Source organism: Xanthomonas vasicola, from assembly GCF_000772705.2.
Taxonomy (GTDB): Bacteria; Pseudomonadota; Gammaproteobacteria; order Xanthomonadales; family Xanthomonadaceae; genus Xanthomonas; species Xanthomonas vasicola.
Genome location: NZ_JSBW02000039.1, coordinates 186,595 through 208,128, shown reverse-complemented (window position 1 = coordinate 208,128; position 21,534 = coordinate 186,595). Strand labels below are relative to the sequence as shown.

Genomic DNA, 21,534 nt, shown 5'->3' with positions numbered 1-21,534 from the left:
GCGTCCATCGCAGGCGTGCACGAGATCGCCACAGGCAGCGCGCGATGCTTTGGCAATGCAGACCAACGATCCCGTCTTCGCCGGTTGGGACGGCAGCGTGATTCAGGCGCGACAGTTGCAACGGCAACTGGCACGGCGCGTGGTGCTCGATGACGCGGTGAGCGCAACGCCGCAGTTGCTTGCAGGGTTCGATGTCGGTTTCGAAGACGATGGCCAGACCACCCGCGCGGCTGCCGTGTTGCTGGATGCGCAGACGCTGCTCCCGCTGGAAACGCACGTCGCGCGCGTGCCGACCTCGATGCCCTATGTCCCCGGCCTGCTCAGTTTTCGCGAATTGCCCGCGTTGCTGCAGGCCCTGGCGCTGCTGTCGCGTACGCCGGATCTGGTGTTCATCGATGGCCAAGGCATTGCGCATCCGCGCAAGCTAGGCATCGCAGCGCACTTCGGCGTGGTGACCGGCCTGCCGTGCATCGGCATCGCCAAGCAACGCTTGGCCGGTAGCTTCACCGAGCCCGGCCCGGAACGTGGCGACCACACGCCGATCCTGCTGGGTGGCGCGCAGATCGGCTGGGCGCTGCGCAGCAAACCGCGCTGCAATCCCTTGATTGTCTCGCCCGGCCATCGCGTGTCGATGCAAGGCGCGCTCGACTGGACCCTGCGCACGTTGCGCGCTTATCGCCTGCCCGAGCCCACGCGCCTGGCCGACCGGCTGGCTTCGCGCCGCGGCGAGGTGCGGCCCTGGCCGCGGACACCCGATTGCTGTTCTGAACCTGCCATTGCGGCCAGCGGCCCGGTTGCATCGACAAGGCAGCTGACTGCGATGTCCATGACAACAACACATGGGCAAGTCGTCTGTCCGGTACGTCCCGGCATGCGGACGCACCAGCGATCATCGACATTGTTCGCGGGTGCGGCGACAAAAGTGGATTCCCCCCGAAACGGGGCTGTCCGTCGTAGCAACATGCGCGCGGTGGCTGGCTGGTCTTGCAAAGCGCGAAGAGCCGCAGTCGTTCTTCGGGTGCGAGCACAAAGTTGTTGCAAAAAACGAAACGTCGCGCCGAACTTGCGCCTTACAAGATAGACATGCCAACGATGTCATCCATACTCCAAGCCGAGCAGGATGGTGCTGCCATCGCATGCGGCTGGCGGCCTCCGTGACGCAGATTGGATTCTTTTCGTCATTGAATTCTTGCGGTTGCCGTCGTTTTCGGCAGCCGCATTTCACTGGTGGCAACAGGATTCCCCTGCGTGGCGTTTTTATGCTGGATGCATTCGGCTCCACCTCCACTCACCCAATTGAAGGAGATACCATCATGCAGTCTATGTCCGGAAAAAAAATCAGGTCGCTGTACGTCGTGGCACTGTTAACTGCCCCTTTTCTTGCGAGCGCGCAAGCCGTCGTACAACATGGCGTCCCGAGCCAGATCCTGAGCGTCGCTTCGCCGATACGTTCTTTGAGTTTCCTCCCCGACGGAGCCCAATCGAGCTGTTATCCGGTATACCCCGGCAGAAGCGTGGCGGGGCCGATCCTCAACACTGCGCTGCATTATCAGGCCATTGCCTCGTCGGTTCCTTGCAATCAACCAATCAAGGTCACCGACTCTTCTGTTTCATTCCAGCCCACCGTTGATCAGCACAGGCTCATTTTCGGAATCGATGGCTCGGGCCGGCTCCATCTCCAGGCGCGCTGACCGGATCTTCGCGATGGCGTCGCCCATACCGGCAATTGGGCGGCGCCAGGCCTTTGCAGCGACCAGGATGCGTCGGCGACCCGTATGCCCACTCTGCCGCGGTGTGAAGCTAGACGGCAACGCGGACGCCAAGCATGCGAAGCTGAGCTTCCGTGCCGGCAACCACCAGACCGCACATGACCACCCTGATCGCTCCACGCGTGCATGACATCGGCGGGCTGGAAGTGCGTCGCGCAGTGCCCACCCTGCAGGCGCGCAGCGTCGGCCCGTTCGTGTTCGTCGACCACATGGGCCCAGCCGTGCTGGAGCCCGATCACGGCATCGATGTACGCCCGCATCCGCACATCGGCCTGGCCACGGTCACGTTCCTGTGGGCCGGCGAAATCGGCCACCGCGACACGCTGGGCTCGGATCAGGTGATCCGCCCCGGCGACGTCAACTGGATGACCGCCGGCCGCGGCATCGCCCATTCCGAACGCACGCCTGGCCCGGAGCGCGCGCGCGAACACGCCTTGCACGGTATGCAGACCTGGATCGCCTTGCCCCGCTCGGCCGAAGAAACCGCGCCCGCGTTCCATCACCACGCGGCGGCAAGCCTGCCGCAGCAGCGCCGCGACGGCGTGTGGCTGCGCGTGATCGCCGGCCGCGCATATGGCGAGGAATCGCCGGTACAGGTGTTCAGCGGCACGCTGAATGTGGCGCTGGATCTGGCGCCCGACGCCGAACTGGATCTGGACACCGGGCACGCCGAGCGCGCCCTGTACATCCTGGAAGGCCAAGCGCAGCTGGACGGTGCCGACGTGCCAGCTCGCCACCTGATCGTGCCCTCGCCCGGCGCCCGCGGCCGCCTGCGCGCCAAGACCCCGCTCAAGGCGATGCTGCTTGGCGGCGAGCCGCTGGATGGGCCGCGTCATCTATGGTGGAACTTCGTGTCCAGTTCCAAGGAACGCATCGAGCAGGCCAAGGACGACTGGCAGGCAGGCCGCTTCGGCAGCATTCCCGGTGACGACAAGGAATTCATTCCGTTACCCGAAACGCCTGCCCCGAAACCGGTTGATTACCCTTGAAACCGTGCGCGATGCGCACTGGCTGACATGCACCGTCACCAGGTCTCGCAATGGAAGTGCCACGCTGCACATGCGATGCCACGCAGGTTTGCGACATCACTTGAACCGATTCGCAAAACTGTGGTAGTGATGGCTGCGTAGACGGAGCGCGTTACGTGGACTGCATGCTCTTGAGCGGGGAGCTCGGGGCACTGCAACGGCACGAGATTGGCGCGCCCGCATCGTCATCCAATGCCGGGGAATCGTGTATGAAGTCTGCATTCTGCCTTGTCGGCCTTAGCTTGCTGCTGGCCGCTGCCACCGCCCACGCTCAGAGCTCGCCGGTCTGCCCGCCGTTGCCGCCGGCCTCCGGCTTGCAGTGGAACGAGCTCGCCGGTGCCGATTACCTGGTCTGCAAGGCCATGACTGCCGATGGCCGGCAGGTGGTCGGGGTGATGCTCACAACCCGCGACCCAGACATCGCGTTGGCACGCGACCGCCGCGCTGAAAAGGGCCAGATCCAGCAGGAAGAGTTCTACTGGTACAAGCTCGATCTCGGCGGCAGCAAGGTGCCTGGCATGGAATCGCGCCGCGTCACCGTTGTCGAGCTGGGCAAGAAGCGCTACGCGCAATTGTGGATCGATGGCGCCAGCGCCGAAGAACTCGCTTCGATGCAGTCGATGGTGCAGAACATGGATCTGCAACCAGCCAGTCTGGCACTGCAGCGCTAACGCAGCACGCGTTACAGCACTGCTGACTTTAGCTTGTAGCACCCTAGCAGCGCGCCGGTTTGCCCGGCGCACTGCAGAACTATCTGACGGTATGTGCGGCCAGCTTGTCGCCGCGGATCACCATTGCGTGCTCGCATGCCTGCGTCTCACCGGTGTGATGCGACACGCGAGAGGCAACCACCAGACTGCTTGCGCGTGCACCAAAACTCGCCGGCTGCGTCCAGCAGCGCAACGGTTTTGATTCCGGTTGCCACCGCGTGCGCCGGCAAGGCCCGCGAGACCACGCACAGGCGCGAACGTTTGAGCAGTAGCTCAGGTCGGCACGCGCCCGGAACCGGCACGGAAAGATCGCCCGTTCCGATTCCGGTTTCGCCATCGGCCCAACTCAAAGACCACTGGCAAACGTCTGTCAGTCGCCTTGAATCGCCGTGTCGCCACTGCCGCCAGCCGCCTGCAACTGGCTGTGGATGCGTACCTCGCCGGTCAACAGGCGATGGATCGGGCATTTGTCGGCCACCTCCATCAACCGTGCGCGTTGCTCGTCGTCGAGCGCACCGTCAAGCACCACCGCGCGGGCGATCGCCGTGCCGGCAGCGCCGCGCTGCGTGTAATGCAGATGCACGTGCACCGCCGTCAGCGGCCAGTGCTTGCGCGCAGCCACCATCGACACCGTGATGGCGGTGCACGCACCCAGTGCGCCCAACACCTGCGATTCGGGATCCGGCCCGGCGTCGCTGCCACCATTGGCCGGCTGCGTATCGCCGCTCCAGGTGTGCAGCCCGTCGTGGATGCTGACCGTGTACGGCACCGTGCCGGTGCGCACGCTGACGGGCCGGTCACTCATTGCCCGCTCCTGTTGTCGTACGCGGGCCGGTTCAAAACCGGCCTTCCTGGAAATCGACGAACGCCTGCATCAGCTCCTGCTTGGTGTTCATCACGAACGGGCCATGCCGCATCACCGGCTCGTTGAGCGGGCGGCCCGCGACCAGGATCAGCTGCGCACCGTCGGCACCGGCTTGCAGGCGCAGGCGCTGTCCGCCACCCAGCACGGCCAGCTGCTGCGCCGGCAACACGCGCGCGGTGTCGCTCTCGCCCACCGTCAGCGCGCCCTCGAAGGCATACGCGAACGCGTTATGTCCGCTGGGCAGCCGATACTCCCATTCCACGTTCGGTTCCAACGCGATATCCAGGTACACCGGGCTCGTTGCAGGTTGCACGATCGGCCCGACCACCTCGCCCACCGCACCGGCAATCACCTTGACCGTCACGCCGAGCGCCGGATGCGCCACCGGAATGTGGTCGGGTGCGTACTCCTGGTACTTGGGATCGGTCATCTTGTCGCGCGCCGGCAGGTTCACCCACAACTGAAAGCCGCGCATGCGCCCGGATTCCTGCTCCGGCATTTCCGAATGGATCAGCCCGCGCCCGGCGGTCATCCACTGCACGCTGCCCGGCGTCAGCAGGCCTTCGTTGCCGTGGTTGTCCTTGTGGCGCATGCGCCCGTCGAGCATGTAGGTCACGGTCTCGAAACCGCGATGCGGGTGGCTGGGGAAACCGGCCAGATAGTCTTCGGCCTTGTCGGTGCCGAATTCGTCCAGCATCAGGAACGGGTCCAGCTCCGGCAGCTGCTGGGTGCCGATGACGCGGGTCAGTTTGACCCCGGCCCCGTCGGAGGTCGGCATGCCGCGAATGGTGCGCAGTACGTGCGCTGCTGTGGTGGTCGTGGTGCTCATCGCTTGTCCCTGTGCCCTGTGGCGAAGCGCCAATGATGGGTGCGTGCGGGCCGCCGCCCAACCGCAACCATTGCAACCGATCGTTCCAAACGCCGCCAGCGCGGCAGCGCTCCTAACCTATCTGTGACCGTAGCACCCTACGACCAAAGTTTTACCCCCTCGCGCCCGGCTGGCATTGACCGCAGCCGGGCGTGGGTGGACCCTTGGGCGAATCGTTCCTGAGGGGCATGCATGAAAGGGTTCTCGAAGCTGGCCTGGGGCGCGCTGGCGCTACTGGCCGCGTTCTGCCTGGGCACCGTCGCGCTGCGGCGTGGTGAGCACATCAACGCGTTGTGGATCGTGGTGGCGGCGGTGTCGATCTATTTGATCGCCTACCGGTTCTACAGCCTGTTCATTGCCGACAAGGTGATGCAACTGGACATCACCCGTGCCACCCCGGCGGTCGCCAACAACGACGGCCTGGATTACGTGCCCACCAACAAGCACGTGCTGTTCGGCCACCACTTCGCTGCCATCGCCGGTGCCGGGCCCTTGGTCGGCCCTGTGCTCGCCGCGCAAATGGGCTACCTGCCCGGGCTGTTGTGGCTGGTGGTGGGCGTGGTGTTCGCCGGTGCGGTGCAGGACTTCGTGGTGCTGTTCCTGTCCAGCCGCCGCAACGGCCGCTCGCTGGGCGATCTGGTGCGCGAGGAAATGGGCCAGGTGCCCGGCACCATCGCCTTGTTCGGCGCGTTCCTGATCATGATCATCATCCTGGCGGTGCTGGCGATGGTGGTGGTCAAGGCGCTGGCGGAAAGCCCGTGGGGCATGTTCACCGTCATCGCCACGATGCCGATCGCGCTGATGATGGGCGTCTACATGCGCTACATCCGCGTCGGCAAGATCGGCGAAATCTCGGTGGTGGGGTTGATCCTGCTGCTGGCCGCGATCTGGCTGGGCGGCAAGGTGGCGGCGGACCCGACCTGGGGCCCGGCCTTCACCTTCACCGCCAAGCAGATCACCTGGATGTTGATCGGCTACGGCTTCGTTGCCTCGGTGCTGCCGGTGTGGCTGTTGCTGGCACCGCGCGATTACCTGTCTACCTTCCTCAAGATCGGCACCATCCTTGCGCTGGCGATCGGCATCCTGGTCGTGATGCCGGATCTGAAAATGCCGGCGCTCACGCAATTCGCCTCCACCGGCGATGGCCCGGTGTGGAAGGGCGGCATCTTCCCGTTCCTGTTCATCACCATTGCCTGCGGCGCGGTCTCCGGCTTCCACGCGCTGATCGCTTCCGGCACCACGCCCAAGCTGCTCGCCAATGAAGGCCACATGCGCTACATCGGCTACGGCGGCATGTTGATGGAATCGTTCGTGGCGGTGATGGCACTGGTGGCCGCGTCGATCATTGAGCCGGGCATCTACTTCGCGATGAACAGCCCCGCCTCGCTGGTCGGCACCGACACTGTCGCAGTCGCTGCCAAGATCAGCGAGTGGGGCTTTTCGATCACACCGCAGGTTCTTGAAGCCACTGCACGCGATATCGGCGAACACAGCATCCTGGCACGTGCCGGCGGCGCACCCACGCTGGCTGTAGGCATCGCGCAGATCCTGCACCAGTTGCTGCCGGGCGAAGACACCATGGCATTCTGGTATCACTTCGCCATCCTGTTCGAAGCACTGTTCATCCTGACCGCGGTGGACGCCGGCACGCGCGCCGGCCGCTTCATGCTGCAGGACCTGCTGGGCAACTTCATCCCGGCATTGAAAAAGACCGAATCGTGGACGGCCAATATCATCGCTACCGCCGGTTGCGTGGCGCTGTGGGGCTATCTGCTCTACACCGGCGTGATCGATCCGTTCGGCGGCATCCAGACCTTGTGGCCGTTGTTCGGCATCTCCAACCAGATGCTGGCCGGCATCGCGCTAATGCTGGGCACGGTGGTGTTGTTCAAGTTGAAGCGTGACCGCTACGCCTGGGTGACCATCGTGCCGGCGCTGTGGCTGTTGCTGTGCACCACCTACGCGGGGCTGATCAAGATCTTCGACAGCAATCCGGCGCAGGGTTTCCTGGCGCAGGCGCACAAGTTCCAGGCGGCGATCGCCAGCAACACCATCACTGCACCTGCCAAGACGGTGCCGCAGATGCAGCAGATCGTCACCAACGCCTACGTCAACACCGGGCTGACGGTGCTGTTTCTGTTCGTGGTGGCGTCGATCCTGATCTATTCGATCAAGACGATCATGGTGGCACGCCGCAACCCGCAGCGGACCGACCGCGAAACCCCGTACGTGGCGTTGCAGCCACACCAGATGGCAGACCTGTAATGGGTACGCAACTCGTCCTGGCCAGTCAATATCAGGTGCACCGCCGCATCTGGCGGCGCCTGATCCAGACCGCACGGCTGTGCTGCGGCATTCCCGATTACGACAACTACGTCCGGCATATGGTGGAAAAACATCCCGACAAACCGGTGATGGACTACCCCGCCTTCTTCCGCGAACGCCAGGACGCGCGCTATGGCGGCAAGAGTGGGTTTCGGTGTTGTTGACTGGATGATTGCGATTAGTGATTGGTTGGTCAAGAAGTAGAAACGCAACAGGGCGCGATGCGAATCGCGCCCTGTTGCGTTGTTCTTCGCGAAGGCAACTGGGGGGCGAGGAGCGGCTGATAAAAGCGTCTCTTGGCGCGATTAGGCACTGCGATAGATTGGGTGCGGAGCAGCTGACCTGAGGTTTTGCTGCAGGGCCCTCGCCCGCCCGCCGGCGCGGGACACGTCGTGAATCCATCCATGCAGGCTCTTACGCGGCATCCATGCCACGTACGGTCCCGCGCCGGTGGGCGAACAAGGACCATTCGAGTTGGTCGGTATGCTGGCGCAAGCAGCGCATCGCGCGATCAATCAACGAGACTGTGCGTTAAGTCCGTCGATGTCTGTCGCCGCGCCTATCGGACGTCGTGGCCAATAGATCCTCAGCAGCCAAATCGACCCATGCAGCATTTGTTCGTCGCAGTGCACTGCTTTTCGTTGGCTGTCAGCCAACTCGCTGGCGCGGTGGCCTCGCCGATTGCGGGACCGACGGCGGCATGGATGCCGCCATCGAGCCCCCCATGGCCGGGTTTACGGCGTGTCCCGCGAGCGGTGAAGGCACCGCGCGCTCAACTGGCCAGCCTTTGAACTTTGACTTGAAGTTTTAGACCTAACGCTTGGATGGCATCCAAACCTAGCCCCGACTCAAACCTCAGTTCTATTGCATCGAGTGGAGCGCGCAGGCGCGCCAGTCGTAACGCCGCGGATCTGCGAAGCGGCGATGCGCCTGGCCGCATGGATGTCACTAAGAGCATCCATGGATGGGTTCAAAACGTATCCCGCAAACGTGGACACCGCACACTGCACTCACCAAGCGATCGACTTACCCAGCGCGTTTTTGCGCCAGCCGCGCGAACAACGCAGGTAAATCACGCATAGTGTCGAACACCTCGACCACACCGATGCGGCGCAACGTGTCGCCATGCCCCGGTGGAATGTGGCTTGCACCGGTGAAGCCCAACACCTGCATGCCTGCCGCAACGGCCGCAGTCGCACCGGTGGGACTGTCTTCGATGACCAGACAACGCTCCGCCGCGACTCCAGCGGTGCGTGCCGCCAGCAGATACACGTCAGGTGCCGGCTTGGGCCGTTCCACCATGTCGGCGCTGAAAATACGTCCCGCCGCACGTGCAGTGAGCCCGGCCCGTTCCACAGAGGCAATCACATTATGGCGCCGGCTATTGGAGGCCACCGCCAACGGCAGCGGAATCTGCTCCAGCGCCTCGCGTACGCCTGCGATCGGCTGCACCTGGGCCTGGATCAATGCCTCACTGCGCGCCTGGATCTGCGCCAGTAAAGTCTCCGGCAACTGCAGCGCAAAGCGCTCTTCCACCCGCCGCAACACCTCGCGTGTCGTCTGCCCGAAGGTGGTTTCCAGCAGATGTTCCAGCGGCTCGCTTGGCACGAAAGACGCCAGCGCCTCACGCATTACCCGGTCGGCCAGTATCTCGCTGTCGACAAGAACGCCATCACAGTCACTGATCAGTAGCTCGTACGCCATTGCACCCATCTGCTCGCAAAGCGCCATTATGCCGGCCGAGGTGTGACCGTCGGCTGTGGGGCGGCAGGCTGTCGCGATGGAGACCGTCGCCGCTCGCAACAAGCGCGCTGCAGGGACAGGCGGCCCCGAGCATGCGGCCCGCCATGTCGCCATGTCACGAAATCTTACCGCAAGCGATTTTTGCAGCTGATAGGATCTGCCCCGCTGCGGCGGGACTTGCCGCAGCGTCATCAGGAATGCGATCAGGAGAAGGAGATTTCGATGCAACCGCGATTCCCCGCCCTGCTCGTTCTTGCGACCTCGTTCTTCGCGGTCTCATGCACCGCCTCGCCCGGTGCCAAGGAGCAAACCACCATGTCAGCTACGCTGCAGGACCACACCGTCGCCTTCCGCGACCCCGCCTTGACCGATATCGCCAACGCCATTGCGCAGGGTGATGTTGCCCAGATCAAGGCACTCGCCCCCACTGTCGATCTCGCCGCACACGGCGATCAAAACGTCACCTTGCTCGAGTGGGCGATCTGGAACGAACAACCGCGCGCATTGGCCGCGTTGCTCGACGCAGGTGCCGACCCATCATTGCCCGGCATGGACCAGGAAACGGTCGTGCACATGGCCGCCATGGCACAGGACCCGGAGTATCTGCAGATTCTGTTGCAGCACAGGGCGCCGATTGATGTCATCAGTGCGCGTGCCGGCTGGACGCCGCTGTTCCGCGCGGTACAGAGCAAGCGCGATGCGCAGATCGAGTTATTGATCAAGGCCGGTGCAGATGTGCAGCGCCTCGACCACACCGGCAACAGCCTGCTGCACCTTGCAGCGCAAAGTGGCGCGGCTAGCCCTGCAGTGCTCACCTTGCTCAAGGCAGGCGTCGATCCCACCGTGCGCAATGCACAGCAGAAGACCTTCCAGGCGTATTTCTTCACCACGCCGGATCGCCTGCTCAATGCCAGCGGCCAGCAGGTGAGGTCGGAGGTGCGCGCATGGTTGAACGCCCACAACATTCCCGTGGAAAGCAGCCGCTAAGCGCGCTTTTCGCATGACGAACGCAAGGAGCCGCGCATGAGCCCGTCAGAATCTTCTTCTTCCACCCCGTTCGCAGAATCGATGCGCGGGCAACAACCGCATCCGGAAGACCGCCAGATCCCCGCGATGCTGCAAGACCTTTACGCCACCGCCGCGCAGCGACGCGAAGGCCGCGCCGAAACCTTTGCCGCCGCCCTGCCCAATGGCTGGTCGCGCATGGACGACCGCGCGCTGCAGCAGGCAGGCATCGACCCTGCCCTGCTGCACGACGCCAAGAGCGGCTTCGATGCCGCCTTCTATCGCAATGATCATGGGCAGGTGGTGCTGGGCTTCTGCGGCACCGACGAAGGCAAGGACTGGAAGCACAACATCGGCCAGGGCTTGGGCTTTGACGATGCGCAGTACGCTTCGGCGATCCAGCTCGGTAGCCAGGCCAAACAGGCGTTCGGCGACCAGGTGGTGATCAGCGGGCATTCGCTGGGCGGCGGTCTGGCCGCGGCATCGGCAATGGTCAACGACATTCCGGCGGTGACCTATAACGCCGCCGGCGTCAACGACCGCACGCTGGAGCGCCAAGGCCTGGATGCATCGGCTGCCAAGGACTACGCCAACAGCGAATTGATCCGCGGCTACCACGTCAAGAACGAGATCCTCACCCATCTGCAGGAAGACAGCATCCCGCTCAAATGGGCCATGCCGGATGCGGCCGGCCATCAGATCGAATTGCCCGAGCCGGACCCGTTGTCGTTCGGCCAGCGTCTGGTGCCGGGCATGATGCTCAAGCATCGACTGGATCTGCATGGCATCGATTCGGTGATGAAGGCGCAGGACATGCAGTCGCAGGACCAGTCGCGTGGCGCCGCATTGCGGCCCGGCAGCCAGTTGTTCAACGACGCAGTGGTGCAGTTGGACGGGCAGCGCGAGCGCCTGGGGCTGCGCGACGACACGGCGTTTCTCAACACCGCTGCCAGCGTGGCTGCACGCGCGGGCAACGATGGCTTGCAGCGCATCGATCACCTGGTGCCCAATCGCGATTGCGACAGTCTGATTGCGGTGCAGGGCCGCATGGACGACCCGGCCCATCTGCGCAGCCATGTGCAAACGGCCTCCGCAGCCAATGAGCCTGCGCAGACCAATGTCAGCCAGCTGCAGCAGCACAATCAGCAGCACATCCAGCAGCCGCCGCAACAGCAGGAAGAGCGGCGTCGCGTGATTCAGCAATAATGGCAGAGTGGCCCGCGGAACATCGCGGGCCCCATTGAATCACTACGCGCTGCTGGCAGCATCTTGCGGGCCGTGTTGGATCACATCGCCAGGACGAAGGAGGCTTCGTCCTGCGCGTGATGTGTGTCAGATCAGCGCAGCGGAGTGCGTACGCGCATCCGCGCGTATGTTCGAGTCGCGGCGCGGCGCGGCGACAGAATCTGAGCAGTCGTCGGACCCGGCCGATGGTGCGGAAAGCGGCATGAGCGGATCGTATATGCAGCGATACCTGGATTTATCGGGCGGGCAATGACGCCGAAACCTCACTCGTCGCTGCCACTCGCTCAACCGGAGCTGCCGACTGCGCGCTCGCGTTGTCCGGCATCGGTTTATCCCGCACCGGCTATCGCGCGCAAGGTGATGCCGACCAGATATGCCAGATAGGTGCCGGTGGCGTAGCCCATCGTGCCCAGCAACACGCCGACCGGCGCCAGTGCCGGATGAAACGCGGCGGCGACCACGGGCGCAGAAGCGGGGCCGCCGATATTGGATTGCGAGCCAATCGCAAAATAGAAGAACGGCACCCGCAGTAGCAGGCCAAGCCCCCACAGCAAGCCGATATGCACGGCGATCCAGATCAGGCCGAGCAAGAACAACCATGGCCGGTCCAGCAGCGCCAGCAAGTCCATCTGCATGCCAATGCAGGCGATCAGGAAATACAGCAGCAAGGTGCCGATTTTGGAAGCGCCCGCGCCTTCCAGCGTGCGTGCACGGGTGAAGCTCAGCAGCAGGCCCAGGCTGGTCGCCAGCACCACTACCCACACGAACGGTGTGTCCAGACTGAACTGGCTGGCCCAGCTCAGCTGCGCCTTGCACCACGCCGCGAGCGGGTTGGCCAGCGCGTGCGCCAGGCCGACGCCGCCGAATGCCACCGCCACGATCACCATCAGGTCGGCCAGGCTGGGAATGCGCGCATGCTCAGCCTGGAAGCGCGCCATGCGCTCCTGCAAGGCATCCAGCGCTCGGGTGTCGGCACCGCTGCGCGCGTCGATGTTGCGCGCGCGACCGGCCAGGAAAATCAGCACCGCCATCCACACGTAGCCCACGCCGACATCGACCACCGCGAACTGCCCGAAGGTGGTCGCGTCCACATCGAAGACTTCGCGCATCGCCAGCATATTGGCGCCGCCACCGATCCAGCTGCCGGCCAGTGCCGCCATGCCGGCCCAGGTGTCACCGGCGACGGTGGCCGGATGCAGCCAGCGCATCACCCAGAACGCCACCACTGCACCCAGCATGACACTCAGCGATGCGCCCAGATACATCGCCACCAGTTTGGGGCCGAGCCCCAGGATCGCGCGCAGATCGATGCTCAAGGTCAGCAGGATCAATGCGGCAGGCAGCAGCACGTCGCGGGCGATCGGGTTATACAGCCGGGTGTTGGCACCGTCGATCAGACCGACCGTGTTGTAGATGCCCGGCAGCAGATAGCACAGCAACAAGGCCGGCACGAACGCGTAGAAACGCCGCCAGAGTCCGTGCTCGCGTGCGGAAGTCCAGAACACCGCACCCAGGGTGGCGGCGATCAGGCCGAACACCACGATATCGTTTTGGATCAGCGCAGTACCGGCAGCATTCACGACAGGCGGACATCCAGAAAAGTAGCCGCCAACGTGCGGACCGGACCAATGGCGGCCGATGCCATGAATCTAGCCGACCTGGAGGTCTGCGCAAACCCGGTGCTGCTGCTGACAGCCGCAGCGTCAGCAATGACATGCCGCCAGCAAGCGGCAGCGTTCCGCACTTGCTTACCGTAACGTGGTCCTAGGCCATCGCCGCCGGTGTTGACCACCACGCCGATAGGCTGGCCAGTGGACCAGTGCGGGCGGGTGACCCACCAGCCGCCCTGGTCGGGTGTATGCGTACGACGTAACGTGACTCTTCCATCTGGCCTCCGGCCAGTGCGTGTAGCGGTCGAGCGAGGTGCGAGCCGCGCGGGAAGCTGCGGTGCACAGGAATGGGAACGCCTTTTCACCTCCGGAATGCCGGCATGCCCTTACTCAAGGGGCCGCGGGAGAGTGGCCAAGGGCCCCGCGTCCGGCATAGCCAGGATGTTCTTTTGCGCATGCCAGTGCCGTCGGGCGAACACTGGCAAGACGGTAGGAAAATTCTTACGTGACACATATCACATCCAACGCTACATTCGGTCAGGACCGGTGAACGCCGTGTCGTCAGCAACCGTCAGACGAGCGTGGGCGGTGCGCAGTGGGTGATCGGTCGCTCTTGAAGACGCCTCTGGGGAGGGGTTTTATGGATCTGCTCAGGAAATTTCAGTTTCCGGTCAAGACCGCCATGGTGGTCGGCTACGTGTTGGTGATCAGGGAAGCGATCGTGCTGTGGTCGTAACTCGACTCCGCGGCTCAATAGGGCGACCGAGCATTTCGGTTAGCAGTATGCAAGAAATGGAAGACGCGCTCGGATCGGTGCCAGTGATCGGCACCGATCACGCCTACGCGCGACCGTGCAGTTGCAGCGCCAATCGCGGCATGACCCAGGCTGCCAAAGATCTGCTTGCGCACCCGTCATTGCGTCTCAATCTGCATCCACCCAGCCACGCTGCTGCGCGGTAGCCAGATCGGCCGGCGTGTCGATATCCAAGGCCAACGCCGGGGCGCTCACGCAACCCAGGCTCTGCATGTCCAGGCTGGCAAATAGGCCGCGCAGGCCGCTATCCGCCTGCAACGGAACATCCGCCCACGCCGCATGTGTGACCACCGCAGGGATGCCGCGCACGCCGCTATAGCCGCTGGTCGCACATCCGGAGATGGCGCGATCGGCTTCTTCCAGCAAGGTACGCAAATGTGGGGCATCCAGCGCAGGCTGATCGCAGCCCAGGATCAGGCTGCGTCGCAACGTCGTGTCGTCCTGCACATGTTGGCGTAGCGCGGCCAAACTGGAGCCCATGCCTTCGGACCAGTCGGCATGTCGCAGTATTTCGACATTCAGATCCTGCAGCACCTCGTTCAATGCGTCCGCATCGGCACCCAGCACCACCACGCAACGGCGTGGCGCAGTCTGTAACGCCATGCGCGCGGCGCGGTGCAGCAACGGTTCGCCATCGCGCATCAGCAATTGCTTCGAACGGCCAAGCCGGCGCCCTGCCCCTGCACCCAACACCAGTGCGGCGTGGTCACTGCTCATGCGATGCATGCTACTGACGTAACGACAGCAGGGCGCTGTGCCGGTTGCGAGATGGCAAAGGCGTCACGCGTCTGCGCGCAGGCACTGCGTGGGGAATGGATTGTGGCAAGAAAACTCATGCGAACCGCATTACACGATACGTCGACGTGGCAATCAGGAACAAGGGTCATGGCGACGTTGCGTGATGTAAGACAGCTGCAGCGTAGAGCGCCGCCTGTGCGTGCAAGGTGACTGCACATCGCGTTCTCTGTCGATGCGTTAGCAAAGTCTCGCCAGTTGCGATGCAGATTGCGGCGTGCTGTCAAAAGCCAGGCACAATGAGCTCCAAATAAGTCGCCTTTTATCAACGTCAGGCCGCCATGCGGCCTAAATTACGTATCCACCGTCAGGCGGGAGCAACGGAAACTTATCGACGTGCTGCAACAGCCTGGATATCTGCCACCGCCTGCGTAGCTTCGGCAATGATGCCGAGCGCGATGGTATGCGGCGACGAGCGCCCCATGCGCCAGCCTGCGGGCAAGCGCAGACGCGCAAGCGCCGCCTCGTCGTACCCAAGCGCACGTAGCGCCTGTAAACGGCCTTCGCGTCTGTGCCGGCTGCCGAGGATGCCAATGCAGGCCACATTGGATGCCAGCCCGCGGCGTGCCACCTGCAGATCGATCTCGGCGTCGTGGACCAGACTATACAACGCGGTGTCGGCATCCAACTGCAGATCTTGCAGCGCGTCGCCCAAGCCGCGTCGGTCGTAGTGCTCGGATGCCAATCCGGGCGGCGGTTCGACCGGCCCATGCGGCCGCAGCACCTGCACCTCGAACCCCATCTGGTTGGCCAACGAGACAAGCACCAGCAGCGCAGGGTCGGCGCCGACCAGCGCCAGCCGCAATAGCGGGCGATGCGTGCGCAAGAATTCGTCCGCACGCACATCCTGTGCACTTGCCAGATAACGCACCGTGCCGGACGCACGATCCAACGCCACGTGAAATGCGCGTCGGTGCTGGCGGGCATTGCGCCAGCGCGCGAGGTGCTCGCCTAGATCCGGCACTGGCCACACCAGCACACCAATGCGCCCGCCGCAGCTGAGCTGGATATCCAGCACTTCGCTGCCTTCGCCGTAATCCAGCCAACGCGGCTGACCATCGCGCAGTGCGGCCATGGCCTCATGCGCTACGGCTGCTTCCACGCAACCGCCGGAGACATAACCGACCACCCGGCCATCGGCACTGATCGCCATCTCGCTGCCGAGCGGGCGCGGCGAGGAACCCTGGACATCAATCAAGGTAGCCATCGCCACGCGCTGGCCAGCGCGATGCCAAGCCGACAAGATCGGCAGCAAGTCATCGTGCAGCGCATAACCCGGCCATGCTGGCCACGCCGGCTCGGCAGGCGACGCATGCGTGACCGGGGCAACGACCGCACTCACGCGCGCAGCATCTCGGGCAGATGCGGTAGCAGTTTGTCCAGAGTTACCGGGTAATCGCGCACACGCACGCCGGTCGCGTTGTAAACCGCATTGGCAATCGCGGCAGCGACACCGCAGATGCCCAACTCACCCACGCCCTTGGCTTTCATCGGCGACGCCAACGGATCGCTTTCTTCCAGGAACACCACATCCTGATGCGGGATGTCCGCATGCACCGGTACCTCGTAGCCCGCCAGATCGTGGTTGACGAAAAAGCCCAGGCGCTTATCCACCGCCAGCTCTTCCATCAGCGCAGCACCAGCGCCCATCGTCATGCCGCCGATGACCTGGCTGCGTGCGGATTTCGGGTTGAGAATGCGCCCTGCAGCACACACCGCAAGCATGCGCCGGATGCGCACTTCGGCCGTGGCGATATCTACGCCTACTTCGACGAAATGCGCGCCGAACGTGGAGAGTTGGTGGGTCTTGGTGAGGTCACCGAATTCGATCTTGTCTTCCACCACCAGCCCACCATTGGCTGCGGCATCGCCGAGCGCGATGCGCTTGCCGCCGCCACGCACATGGCCATCGACAAATTCAGCGGTGGCCGGATCCACACCCAATTGCTTGGCCACAGCTTCACGCAGCTTGACGGCAGCTGCGTACACGCCTGCGGTGGAACTGTTCGCTCCCCACTGCCCGCCCGAGCCTGCCGAGGCCGGGAAGCTGGAATCGCCCAGCCGCACGTCCACCCAATTCAACGGCACGCCGAGCATTTCGGCGGCGGTCTGCGCAATGATCGTGTAGGAGCCGGTGCCGATATCGGTCATGTCGGTTTCCACCACCACGCGCCCGCCCTGCTCCAGGCGCATGCGCGCGCCCGAGGTCATGACCGGCGCGTTGCGAAATGCCGTCGCCACGCCCATGCCGACCAACCAGCGACCATCGCGGGTGCTGGCCGGCTTGGCCTTGCGCTTGGACCATTCAAATCGCTTTGCACCATCTTCCAGGCACTTGACCAGCTGACGCTGCGAGAAGGGGCGCTGCGGATTTTCTGGATCTACCTGCGTGTCGTTGACGATGCGGAACTTGACCGGGTCCATGTCGAGCTTTTCGGCCATCTCGTCCATGGCCACTTCCAGCGCCATCAAGCCAGGCGCCTCGCCCGGCGCACGCATTGCGTTGCCTTCGGGTAGGTCCAGCACTGTTAAGCGCGTCGTAATCAGGCGATTGGCACCTGCGTACAACAGTTGCGTCTGCGCGGCGGCAATTTCCGGGCTGCCGTCGGGCAGATCGCCCGACCAGGTTTCATGCGCAATCGCCGTGAGCTTGCCATCATGTTCGGCGCCAAGGCGAATACGCTGCACGGTGGCCGGGCGATGGGTGGTGTTGTTAGCGATCAACGGGCGCGGCAGCATCACTTTGACCGGACGGCCGACCCGACGCGCCGCCAGCGACGCCAGCACCGCATCGGCACGCAGGAACAGCTTTCCGCCGAAACCACCGCCGACGTACGGCGACATGATCCGCACGTTTTCGCGCGGAATGCCGAGCGTTCTGGCCAAATCGCCGGCGCCCCAGTTGATCATCTGATTGGAGGTCCACACGCTGAGTTTGTCGCCGTCCCACATGGCGATCGAGGCGTGCGGCTCCATCATTGCGTGCGAATGATCGGGCGTGGTGTATTCGGCATCCAGTTGCACCGGCGCAGCAGCGAACGCAGCATCGAAGTTGCCAACGTTGCTATTGGGCGCGTCGCCCTTTTTGGTGACCTTGGCGCCGGTGCGCGCCTTTTCCAGATCGTAGGCGCCGACGTGGCGGCCATAATCGACCTTGATCAACTGGCCCGCCGCACGCGCTTGTTCGAACGTCTCGGCAACCACCACCGCAATCGCCTGGTGGTAATGCTCGATGTCAGGGCCGCCCAGCAGTTTGGCGGTGTTGAAGTTGCCCTTCTGCAACTTGCCAGCGTTCTGCGCCGTGACGATCCCGAGCACACCCGGCGCGTTACGCGCGACGCTCAGGTCGATGCTGCGGATGGTGCCTTTGGCGATGCCTGCGCCCACCACATGCCCATAGGCCGCGCGGCCCGGCAGGGCGTGATGTTCATAGGCATACGGCGCTTGCCCTGTGGTCTTGAGTGGCCCATCGATGCGGTCGACGGGCTTGCCGACAACCTTGAGCTGATCGATGGGATTGGTACCGGCGGGGGTGTCGAATTTCATATCAGGCCCTCGTGTCGGCCAGGATCGCATCCAAGGTGCGCTCAACCAGCGGCACCTTGAATGCATTGTGTTCGCTGGGCTGTGCGCCATCGAGCAGCACAGACGCAATAGCGCGCGCGCCCCCTTTCGATTTGGCTTCGGCCGCTTCGCTACGCCACGGCTTGTGCGCCACGCCGCCGACTGCGACGCGAGCACTGCCATCACGCTGCACCACCGCGGCAACCGACACCAATGCGAACGCATACGACGCGCGGTCGCGTACCTTGCGGTACACATGCGTGCCTCCGATCGGCTTGGGCAAGGTCACTGCGGTGATCAACTCACCGCGTTCCAGCACGGTTTCCAGATGCGGCGTATTGCCCGGTGCGCGATAGAACTCGGACAGCGCCACTGTGCGCGTCTGGCCATCCGGACGTACCGTTTCCACCGCAGCATCGAGCAAGCGCATGGCAATGGCCATATCGCTGGGATGCGTTGCAATACACGATTCGCTGGCACCGATCACCGCTAATTGGCGATTAAATCCGCCAATGGCTGCGCAGCCGCTGCCGGGCAGTCGCTTATTGCACGATTGATTGGTGTCGTAGAAATACGGGCAGCGCGTGCGCTGCAGCAGGTTGCCGGCAGTCGTAGCGCGGTTGCGCAATTGCCCCGACGCACCAGCCAGCAAGGCGCGCGACAACACGGCGTAATCGCGGCACACGCGTTTGTCGGCCGCAAGATCGGTGTTGCGCACCAGCGCGCCAATGCGCAAGCCGCCGTTGGGCGTTTCGTCGATGGTGTCCAGACGCAGGCCGTTGACGTCGATCAGGTGCGACGGCGTTTCGATCTGCAGCTTCATCAGATCGAGCAGGTTCGTACCGCCCGCGATGAACTTGGCACCGGGTTGGCGCGCGGCCTTGGCTGCGGCATCGGCTGGCGAGGTCGCGCGCTCGTAGCTAAAGGCCTTCATGCGTGGTCTCCCGCAACGTCGTTGATTGCCTCGACAATGTTGGAATACGCACCGCAGCGGCAGATGTTGCCGCTCATGCGCTCCTGCAGTTCGGGCGTGGTGAGCTTGGTCTTGCCGGTGAGATCTTCGGTGACATGGCTGGGAATGCCGCGCTTCACTTCATCCAGCACAGCCACTGCCGAGCAAATCTGGCCAGGCGTGCAATAACCGCATTGGTAGCCATCGTGTTTGACGAACGCAGCCTGCATCGGATGTAGCTTATCCGGCGTGCCCAGCCCTTCGATGGTGGTGACCTTGGCACCTTCATGCATCACTGCCAGCGACAGACACGCGTTCATGCGCTGCCCATCGACGATCACAGTGCATGCGCCGCATTGGCCGTGATCGCAACCCTTCTTGGTACCGGTGAGATGCAGGTGTTCGCGCAGCGCATCCAGCAAGGTGGTGCGATTATCCAAAGTCAGCGTGACCGGCTTGCCGTTGACTTCGAAGGCCACCTGGCTGGATGCATTGGCCGGCTCGACCGCCTGCTTCTGCGACAGGGCAGTGGCGGCAGTGGCGGCCATTGATTGGGTTGCGGCAGCGCTGGCTGCGGATGCCGTTCCCGCAATCAGTACCTCCCGGCGGGTCATCTTGATGTCTCTCATGGCTGGCATCTCCGACAATGCTGGCTTTTACAGTTCTCAATCAATGTGCAGCGCCGCCGGTCACAGGCGTGTGAGCGCGCGTGAGTGATTGCGGGTGCAAGCAGTGCTGTTGCCTGATTCCAGTGGCTGTTTTCGCCTGTAGTGGCTGGTCGCTGCATGCGCCATGAAAAACGCTCATCACCGCGCTAGACGAACGCTGGAGCAAACACCAATGGCATTGGACGAGCTAGGTCGCGTTTGCAGCCTAAGAGCAGCTAACAAAACGTACCGAGCAGTCGTCAGGTGGGTGCGGACGGCGCACAGGAACCGGAGTGTACGAGTGGTACATGAGGATTCCGAGCACAGGCCGCGCCCGCCTGGCGGCTGCGCAGTAGTTTTGTTAGCCGCTCTAAGTGATCGTTGCGCGCTGCAGCACGTATCACGCCCCTCTCGGCGACCGAAAGCTGGCAATAGGCGCCGGTGGGCTCGCCAGCGCACTGCCCATCCAGTACTGCCTGCAAGCGACCGCACAGTGGACTTTGGCGCCGGCAGCGCCCTGCACCGCCGGCGCCCAGCCCAGCCCAGCAGGGTGAGTCAGAACTCCAGCGCGATCTTGCCGAGGTGGCCACCAGATTTCTGCAGCTCGAAGGCCTCGCCGATCTCTCCCAGCGCGTAGCTGCGATCAATCACCGGCCGCAGCGGTAAGCTGTCGAGCGCGCGCACCAACTCCTGCTGATGCCGGCGGCTGCCAACGACCAATCCCTGCAGACGTTGCTGGCGCCCCATCATTTCGGCGGTCGGCACCTCTCCAGCCCCACCGGTCAGCACGCCGATCAAGGCGATGTGCCCACCCACGCGCGCCGCACGGATCGATTGCTTCAGCGTGCCCGGCCCGCCGACCTCGACCACATGGTCCACGCCACGTCCGTCGGTGATGTCCAGCACCTGCGCCGACCACTCGGGATGTTGCCGGTAGTTGATGAGGTGGTCGGCTCCAAGAGCGCGCACCTTTTCCAGCTTCTCGTCGGACGAGGACGTCGCGATCACACGCGCGCCCATCGCTTTGGCCAATTGCAGCGCAAAAATCGACACGCCGCCGGTGCCCAGCACCAACACGCTGTCGCCGGCCTTCAGTCCGCCATTGACCACCAGCGCGCGCCACGCAGTCACTCCGGCGGTGGTCAACGTCGCGGCCTCGGCATGGCTATACCCGCGGGGTGCGTGGGTAAATGCGTGCGCATCGACAACCAGGGCAGAGCGCGCGTAACCGTCGACGCCATCGCCTGGCGTGGTCGCGAAACCGGCATGCAACGGCTCGCCATCCAACCACTGCGGAAAGAAGGTGGAAACCACATGATCGCCCACTGCGAACTCCTCGACCTCCGGCCCTACTGCTTCCACCACGCCGGCACCATCGGACATCGGAATACGCCCGTCTGCGGTCGGCATCTTCCCGAGCACGACGCCCAAATCATGAAAATTGAGCGAGCTGGCATGGAGGCGCACACGGATCTGACCGCGTGAGGGCTGCCCTGGATCGGGCAATGCAACGGAATGCAGCGACGCGATTGCGGCGGGATGGCGAAGACGAATGGCTTGCATGGAGTGACTCCTGACGTGATTCAGCGCTTGG

At 63.8% G+C, this 21,534-nt stretch carries 17 protein-coding genes, 1 other RNA gene and 1 pseudogene; 8 read left to right on the top strand and 11 right to left on the bottom strand.

The features are described 5' to 3' along the window. Window positions 1–55: 55 nt before the first annotated feature. From nfi to NX05_RS10320, 4 genes and pseudogenes are all read left to right on the top strand, one after another. Window positions 56–733: pseudogene (gene nfi / locus NX05_RS10330) on the top strand (deoxyribonuclease V); the annotation flags it as partial. 403 nt (window positions 734–1,136) lie between these two features. After that, window positions 1,137–1,691: a hypothetical protein gene (locus NX05_RS23735; protein WP_146092215.1), complete on the top strand. Its 555-nt coding sequence runs from the start codon at window positions 1,137–1,139 to the stop codon at window positions 1,689–1,691. 176 nt (window positions 1,692–1,867) lie between these two features. Beyond that, on the top strand, window positions 1,868–2,758 hold the full coding sequence (locus NX05_RS10325; protein WP_039433326.1) for a pirin family protein: 891 nt from the start codon (window positions 1,868–1,870) through the stop codon (window positions 2,756–2,758). 248 nt (window positions 2,759–3,006) lie between these two features. Then, complete coding sequence (locus NX05_RS10320; protein ID WP_039433324.1) at window positions 3,007–3,468, top strand: hypothetical protein; 462 nt, start codon at window positions 3,007–3,009, stop codon at window positions 3,466–3,468. Window positions 3,469–3,877: 409 nt separating this feature from the next. On the opposite strand, the gene NX05_RS10315 is transcribed toward NX05_RS10320, so the two are convergent. Further along, window positions 3,878–4,312 carry an OsmC family protein gene (locus tag NX05_RS10315; protein ID WP_039433322.1) on the bottom strand — a complete coding sequence of 145 codons (435 nt, stop codon included), beginning with the start codon at window positions 4,310–4,312 and terminating at the stop codon, window positions 3,878–3,880. A gap of 31 nt (window positions 4,313–4,343) precedes the next feature. Further along, window positions 4,344–5,201, bottom strand: a complete 858-nt coding sequence (locus NX05_RS10310) for a pirin family protein (RefSeq protein ID WP_039433320.1) — start codon at window positions 5,199–5,201, stop codon at window positions 4,344–4,346. 231 nt (window positions 5,202–5,432) lie between these two features. Here NX05_RS10310 and NX05_RS10305 point away from each other — a divergent pair, with 231 nt between their 5' ends. Both NX05_RS10305 and NX05_RS10300 read left to right on the top strand, forming a co-directional pair. Further along, the gene (locus NX05_RS10305; protein ID WP_039433318.1) at window positions 5,433–7,505 is read left to right on the top strand and encodes a carbon starvation CstA family protein; all 2,073 of its coding nucleotides are present in this window, start codon (window positions 5,433–5,435) and stop codon (window positions 7,503–7,505) included. After that, the gene (locus NX05_RS10300; RefSeq protein WP_010369449.1) at window positions 7,505–7,729 is read left to right on the top strand and encodes a YbdD/YjiX family protein; all 225 of its coding nucleotides are present in this window, start codon (window positions 7,505–7,507) and stop codon (window positions 7,727–7,729) included. The genes NX05_RS10305 and NX05_RS10300 overlap by 1 nt, the downstream gene beginning before the upstream one ends. An 862-nt stretch (window positions 7,730–8,591) precedes the next feature. Here the strand turns inward: NX05_RS10300 and NX05_RS10295 are convergent. Then, window positions 8,592–9,296 carry an HAD family hydrolase gene (locus tag NX05_RS10295; RefSeq protein WP_039433316.1) on the bottom strand — a complete coding sequence of 235 codons (705 nt, stop codon included), beginning with the start codon at window positions 9,294–9,296 and terminating at the stop codon, window positions 8,592–8,594. Window positions 9,297–9,485: 189 nt separating this feature from the next. Between NX05_RS10295 and NX05_RS10290 the strand changes: the two genes are divergently transcribed. Beyond that, window positions 9,486–10,295 (top strand): ankyrin repeat domain-containing protein, encoded by an 810-nt coding sequence (locus NX05_RS10290; RefSeq protein ID WP_010369436.1) that lies wholly within the window; start codon window positions 9,486–9,488, stop codon window positions 10,293–10,295. A 36-nt stretch (window positions 10,296–10,331) separates the two neighbouring features. Then, window positions 10,332–11,519: a Tle-like phospholipase domain-containing protein gene (locus NX05_RS10285; RefSeq protein ID WP_039433314.1), complete on the top strand. Its 1,188-nt coding sequence runs from the start codon at window positions 10,332–10,334 to the stop codon at window positions 11,517–11,519. Between the two features lie 368 nt (window positions 11,520–11,887). On the opposite strand, the gene NX05_RS10280 is transcribed toward NX05_RS10285, so the two are convergent. The 8 genes from NX05_RS10280 to NX05_RS10250 form a co-directional block, all read right to left on the bottom strand. Continuing rightward, window positions 11,888–13,138, bottom strand: coding sequence for a DUF819 family protein (locus NX05_RS10280; RefSeq protein ID WP_017112234.1), 1,251 nt, complete (start codon window positions 13,136–13,138; stop codon window positions 11,888–11,890). A gap of 952 nt (window positions 13,139–14,090) precedes the next feature. Continuing rightward, the gene (locus tag NX05_RS10275) at window positions 14,091–14,699 is read right to left on the bottom strand and encodes a nucleotidyltransferase family protein (RefSeq protein ID WP_039433313.1); all 609 of its coding nucleotides are present in this window, start codon (window positions 14,697–14,699) and stop codon (window positions 14,091–14,093) included. 406 nt (window positions 14,700–15,105) lie between these two features. Beyond that, entirely contained in the window at window positions 15,106–16,119 is a 1,014-nt protein-coding gene (locus NX05_RS10270) for an XdhC family protein (protein ID WP_039433312.1), read from the bottom strand. Continuing rightward, complete coding sequence (gene paoC, locus NX05_RS10265; RefSeq protein ID WP_039433311.1) at window positions 16,116–18,323, bottom strand: aldehyde oxidoreductase molybdenum-binding subunit PaoC; 2,208 nt, start codon at window positions 18,321–18,323, stop codon at window positions 16,116–16,118. The genes NX05_RS10270 and paoC overlap by 4 nt, the downstream gene beginning before the upstream one ends. A 1-nt stretch (window position 18,324) precedes the next feature. After that, window positions 18,325–19,275, bottom strand: coding sequence for an FAD binding domain-containing protein (locus tag NX05_RS10260; protein WP_039433310.1), 951 nt, complete (start codon window positions 19,273–19,275; stop codon window positions 18,325–18,327). Then, window positions 19,272–19,922, bottom strand: a complete 651-nt coding sequence (gene paoA / locus NX05_RS10255; protein ID WP_039433309.1) for an aldehyde dehydrogenase iron-sulfur subunit PaoA — start codon at window positions 19,920–19,922, stop codon at window positions 19,272–19,274. The genes NX05_RS10260 and paoA overlap by 4 nt, the downstream gene beginning before the upstream one ends. Before the next feature lie 252 nt (window positions 19,923–20,174). Beyond that, window positions 20,175–20,250, bottom strand: a non-coding RNA gene (locus tag NX05_RS22320) — sX9 sRNA. Between the two features lie 245 nt (window positions 20,251–20,495). Beyond that, on the bottom strand, window positions 20,496–21,503 hold the full coding sequence (locus NX05_RS10250) for a zinc-dependent alcohol dehydrogenase family protein (protein WP_039433308.1): 1,008 nt from the start codon (window positions 21,501–21,503) through the stop codon (window positions 20,496–20,498). Window positions 21,504–21,534: the final 31 nt, after the last annotated feature.